The sequence below is a fragment of the Methylobacter sp. genome, from assembly GCF_023227905.1.
Taxonomy (GTDB): domain Bacteria; phylum Pseudomonadota; class Gammaproteobacteria; order Methylococcales; family Methylomonadaceae; genus Methylobacter_A.
The window spans coordinates 1-4,134 of record NZ_JALOCF010000104.1 but is presented as its reverse complement, the minus strand read 5'-3'; the positions used below and the strand labels follow the sequence as shown (position 1 = coordinate 4,134).

Sequence of the window (4,134 nt, the reverse complement as noted above, 5' to 3'; positions counted from 1 at the left end):
GCAGACCTCGACCTCAGTGCCCTGCAAGCGGGCGTTCACATCAATGCGTGAGCCGGACGGAGTATACTTGAGCGCGTTGTCGAGAAGGTTCGCGCACACCTGTGAAATCTTGAGTGGATCGACCAGCACCGAGCCAATGGCCGGCTCGATGGCGAACGAGAGCAGATGCCCGCTGGCCGAGGGACGCCCGCGAATGTCGTCGACAAGGCCGGTGATGAGGTCGGCGAGGACGGTCGATTCCCGGTGCAACCCGGGATTGATCGATTCCAGACGTGAGAGCGTGAGCAGATCTTCAAGCAGCGAATTGAGACGTTCGGTATGGCGCTGGATGGTCTGGAGAAAGCGGTCGCGATCCTCAATCGGCATGCTGCGATGGCCATCAACCAGGGTCTCGATATAGCCCTTGATAATGCTCAGGGGAGTCCGGAGTTCGTGGGAGACATTGGCCACAAAATCCTTCCGAACACCTTCGAGCTCTTTTTGCTTCGTGATATCGTGGAGCACAAAAAGCGCCCAGGAACCCCGGTCACCATTCAGGGGCGTCACGAGCGCGCCGGTGACCTCCAGCCAGAGGGAAACATTGCCCTCGATGAACTCGAGTTCGTGTTGCGGTTGGGCGCGGTTGCTGCGCACAGCCTCGACGTAATTGAGGAAGGCGACACTATGAAGGACGAGTTCCAGTCGCTGGTTGAGGATATCCTTCGCCCGGGGGAGAATGGTCTGAAGCGCCTTGTTGGCGAGTAGGATCCGGTTCTCGCCATCAACAATGAGCACAGCCTCCTGCAGGCTCCCCAGCGTGGCTTCGAGTTGGGCAAGTTGTCCCGAGCGCAGTTGCTGCAAGTGAGCGACCTCGGCGATGATCTCATTTGCCGCAGAATACAGCTGATCCCAACCGGCAGTGGTTTTGCCATCGGCCTCTTTTACGCGAAGCAACGGTCGCCGTTCCCCGATGGCCTGGCGGAGATTGCGTAGTGCTTGTCGGTGATGGAGGAGCTGCTTAAGGGCAATGACAAGGCCGACGCTAAGGACGGCGATGATCAGGTAGAGCATGCTTCGATTTTGCGTTCAGCAATGCGATAACCAACCCCGCGGACCGTTTCAATCCAATCAGCCTCGGAACCAAGTTTTTCGCGCAAGCGACGGATATGGGTATCGACTGTCCGGGTTTCGATCTCCGTCTCATAGTTCCATACATTGATGAGCAAGTGCTCACGGGTCTGTACACGGCCCCGGCGTTCCATGAGCAGACGGAGTAGCTTGAACTCAGTAGCAGTCAGTTCAATCGGGCGCCCATGAACGGAGACTTCATGGCGTTCGATATCGAGGACGATTTGTCCGACCTGAACGCGTTTGATTTCTTCTGGGACACCTTCAGTCGCTCGCCGGAGAATCGATTGGATTCTAAGTATTAACTCTTTTATATTGAATGGTTTGCATATATAATCATCGCAACCAACTTCAAGCCCAGCGATCCGGTCGTTTTCTTCCGCTTTTGCCGTAAGGAAAATGATGGGCACATTTTTAAGTTTGGGATCAGCCCGCAGGATACGGCAGATCTGAGTGCCGTTGAGATCTGGCATCATGATATCCAAGATGACTAGATCCGGCAAAAAAGAACGAGCAATTCCAATACTGACATTGGGGTTGTTAACGGTTTCTACTTGATAACCCTTCGCCTTAAGATGGTAGGAAACCAAGTCAGCTACGTCAGGTTCGTCGTCAACAACTAGAATCTTCTTGGGCCTGTGCTCCGGCATGGGTTTTGAGCATAAGCCGCGTGGAAGTGTTTGCTAGTGAATTTCTGGGTGTCACCCATTTGTTACATCAACGACAATCTGGTGACATTGCCGGCAAAAAGCCGTTTGGTGGTCACTTATTGTCGAGCAGACCTATTCCCCCACCCGCTTTGATCAGAATCATGAGAATACTAATATCCGCCGGGTTGACGCCACTGATACGTCCAGCCTGGCCCAAGGTATAGGGACGAATTTCCTGGAGTTTTAACGCGCTTTCGCGGCGCAGACCACGAATGGACAAATAATCAATCCCCTCAGGAATTTGAATACGATCGGTTTCGTGCATTTTCTCAATTTGACGTAACTCGCGCTCCAAATAACCGCGATAATGGACGCGATAAAGTACCTCTTGCCGGATTGGCGCTGTTTCTGAAAGAAAGTTAGAAGGCAGTGCTGATATCGATTCTCCTCGCCGCAAGCGGTCTCCCCAAGTCGCGCCGTTTTCGCTGGAGGATTCAAATCTACTCACCCAATTTTCTATGAGTAGTTTTTTTTGATTTATTTTATTTATCCGATTATTGGACAATAGGTTAAATGATTTTGAATGATGCAAAAGCCGTAGTTCTGCGCTGCCATGATTAAATAAAAGTCGGTATTCAGCGCGACTGGTGAACATTCGGTATGGCTCATTTGTTCCCTTGGTGACAAGATCATCGATCAAGACGCCAATGTAGCCTTCGTCGCGCTTGATGATAAGAGGAGCATGATTTTTAGTCTTCTGCACAGCATTGATTCCGGCAACAATCCCCTGCCCTGCCGCTTCTTCATAGCCGGATGTACCGTTGATTTGTCCCGCTAGAAATAGGTTAGTGACTTTTTTTGACTCTAGCGATGGGTAGAGTTGAGTAGGCGGAGCATAATCATACTCAACGGCATACGCAGGTCGCAATAAGGCCGCTTGCTCGAGTCCTGGGATACTGTGAACCATTTCGAGCTGAGTCTCGAAAGGCAGACTCGTCGAAAGGCCGTTAATGTAATACTCGTTCGTTCCCCTGCCCTCAGGTTCCAAGAAAAGAATATGGCGTGGTTTATCTGCAAAGCGGACAAATTTGTCCTCAATGCTTGGGCAATAACGCGGTCCCACTCCGATAATCTCACCGCTGTACATCGCTGATCGATGGAGATTCTTGCGAACAATCTCAGCAGTTAAGTCTGTTGTATAAGTGATCCAGCACGACACTTGATTAGTCCCGGGTGGCCAGCCCAGGCGGTGTTCACCGCTATGTTCCACGTGGAACAAGTCTCCTGGATCTCTGGTATCGTGAAATGCGAAGAACACAGGATGCTCATCACCTTTTTGCTCTTGGGTCTTTAAAAAATTAATGGTCCGGCCGAGTATCCGCGGAGGTGTTCCTGTTTTTAATCGCCGTAACTCTATGCCCGCAGCAATGAGGCTATCAGAAAGTGTCCTGGCGCTGAAATCCCCGAGACGTCCGCCTTCATTTTTGTTTTGGCCAATATGCATAAGGCCGCGAAGGAACGTACCCGTTGTAATAATGACCGTCTCGCCGAAAAAATCGATGTCCAGATTGGTTCGGCACCCGATGACCTTACTGTCTTTGATGATCAGTCCACTGACAGTTGCCTGAAAAAGCTGAAGATTGGGCTGAAGCTCTAGAGTGTGTTTGAGTCGGAATTGGTAAGTTTTCTTGTCACATTGGGCACGCGGCGACTGGACAGCCGGACCTTTCGATTCATTAAGTAATCTGAATTGAATTGCAGTGACATCTGTGTTTATGGCCATTTCACCTCCGAGTGCGTCAATCTCACGCACGATTTGGCCTTTGGCTTGCCCACCGATCGCTGGATTGCAGCTCATTTGTGCAATTGTGTCGATATTGCCTGTCAAAAGTAGGGTAGAGGCGCCCATTCTTGAGGCCGCAAGGGCAGCTTCGACTCCTGCATGACCAGCCCCACACACGATAACATCAAATCGTATATTGTTTGATATCATTTACATATATAATAATAAACATTTCTCCAAATTTACTTTCCGATGCAAAATGTGGAGAAAAGACGATCCAAAACCTGCTCATTATCGATTTTCCCGGATATCTCTCCAAACGCAGCGAGTACACCCCTGAGATCGCTTGCCAGCAGCTCCAATGGACCCGTTGTCGCAAGCTTGCTTTGCGCCTCAAGCAAGCAGGCACTCGCCTGGTTCAAGGCATATGCGTGGCGCGAGTTAATCGTGACGAGATCTTCGCCTTGTTCCACGCGGAACGATTCGGCACGTTGAACGATTGCCGAGACGAGCTCATCGCACCCGGCTCCAGTCAAAGCTGAAGTCTTCATTATGGGCAACGATATTGGCACCTCCGGGAGGGGGTCGATAGAG

3 protein-coding genes and 1 pseudogene are annotated in these 4,134 nt (G+C 51.0%); all 4 read right to left on the bottom strand.

Annotation, left to right across the window (positions count from 1 at the left end; translation table 11 throughout):
- Window positions 1–1,050: histidine kinase dimerization/phospho-acceptor domain-containing protein (locus tag M0R47_RS21335; RefSeq protein ID WP_292558374.1), on the bottom strand; the 1,050-nt coding region annotated here is incomplete at its 3' end.
- The gene (locus M0R47_RS21330) at window positions 1,038–1,757 is read right to left on the bottom strand and encodes a response regulator transcription factor (RefSeq protein ID WP_292558373.1); all 720 of its coding nucleotides are present in this window, start codon (window positions 1,755–1,757) and stop codon (window positions 1,038–1,040) included. The genes M0R47_RS21335 and M0R47_RS21330, both read right to left, overlap by 13 nt.
- A 112-nt stretch (window positions 1,758–1,869) precedes the next feature.
- On the bottom strand, window positions 1,870–3,750 hold the full coding sequence (mnmG, locus tag M0R47_RS21325; protein WP_292558372.1) for a tRNA uridine-5-carboxymethylaminomethyl(34) synthesis enzyme MnmG: 1,881 nt from the start codon (window positions 3,748–3,750) through the stop codon (window positions 1,870–1,872).
- A 32-nt stretch (window positions 3,751–3,782) separates the two neighbouring features.
- Window positions 3,783–4,134, bottom strand: a pseudogene (locus M0R47_RS21320) (hypothetical protein); the annotation flags it as partial.

Coding starts and splice junctions, on each gene's coding strand:
- mnmG (WP_292558372.1), bottom strand. CDS start 3,750: ATGATATCAAACAATATACGATTTGATGTTATCGTGTGTGGGGCTGGT.
- M0R47_RS21330 (WP_292558373.1), bottom strand. CDS start 1,757: ATGCCGGAGCACAGGCCCAAGAAGATTCTAGTTGTTGACGACGAACCT.